This window comes from Roseomonas rosulenta (genome assembly GCF_016106005.1).
GTDB classification, from domain to species: Bacteria; Pseudomonadota; Alphaproteobacteria; order Acetobacterales; family Acetobacteraceae; genus Neoroseomonas; species Neoroseomonas rosulenta.
On the sequence record NZ_JACADR010000557.1, the window covers coordinates 1 to 1,185 of the forward strand.

Genomic DNA, 1,185 nt, shown 5'->3' on the forward strand with positions numbered 1-1,185 from the left:
GGCCGCTCGCCGCCGGCCGGCCGCTGGCCCGCGGCAGGGCGATCGCCGCCCGGCCGCGCACCCTGGCCGGCACCTGGCCTATCCCCACCTAGCCTATCCCCACCGGGCCTATCCCCACCGGGCCTATCCCCGCCGGGCCTATCCCCACCGAGCCGATCCCCGCCGGGCAGAGCCCCCTGTCCCGCGCCAGGCCGATCGCCACCGGGCCGCACACCCTGGCCCGCACCGGGCCGGTCCGCTCCGCCGAGCGCGCCCCCCGGCTGCTGGGTGCGGCCGCGGAACTGCTCGCGCGACGCGGCCTGCTGCTGGCGGTCGCCCTGGTAGCGGTTGCGCACCTCGTCACCCCGATAGGCGACGCCCTGCCGATGCGTCGTGTCGTGCCGCCAGGACCCGCCGGTCACATTGGTGTTGCGGTTGATGTTGTTGACGCGGGAGGCATTGATGTTGATGTCCCCGCCGCGCCAATTGGCGCTCGACCAGCCCCAGAGATTGTTCGCGATCGCCACGCCGCCCGCGAAGGCCATTCCGGTCAGCAGCGCGCTGCCCACGCCCCAGCCGACCGGCGGCGGGTAGTAGGGCGGCGGATATTGCGGATAGGGCCAGGAGCCGTAGACGACCTGCGGATTGTAGGCCGGCACGTAGACGGTCTCGGGCTGCGCCGGCGCGATGGTGATGATCTGCGGTGGCGGCGCGACCGCGGCGGCCACGGGCGGGGCGACGACGTTCTGCGTGACCGTCACCGTCTGCTGCGGGCCGGATTGCAGGGCGCCGTTGGCCTGGGCGCGCCCGCGCAGCACCTGGATGGCGTTCAGCACGTCCTGCTGCTGCGCCAGGACCGCGTCGCCGACCTGCTGCGTCCATTCCAGCTGGTCGTTCATCAGCGTCAGGACGTCCGGAAACGGCACGAGCGACTTCACGCTGGCATCCCAGGGCTGGGATTGCAGCGCCTCCTCCAGTGCCGTTCCGCGCAACGCGGCATTCTGGTCGCGGCCGAGCCAGCGCTTCGCCTGCACGATCTCGAGCGGATAGGTCGCCGCCATCAGCATCTGTGTCAGCAGCGTGTCCGGATGGAGCGCGATGGGCGCCAGGAGCTGCTCGAGCTGGGCCTGTGACAGGCGCTCCTGGCCCGGCGTGGTCGCCACGGCGGCCGGAGCGCCGGCCGCGGGCCGCGGCGCGCCCTGCGCG

General features: G+C 73.5%; 1 protein-coding gene. It reads right to left on the bottom strand.

Going from position 1 to position 1,185, the window contains the following annotated elements; translation table 11 throughout:
* The coding region (locus HW578_RS26820) for a DUF3300 domain-containing protein (RefSeq protein ID WP_198373743.1) at positions 1–1,142 on the bottom strand (1,142 nt) is incomplete at its 3' end.
* Positions 1,143–1,185: the final 43 nt, after the last annotated feature.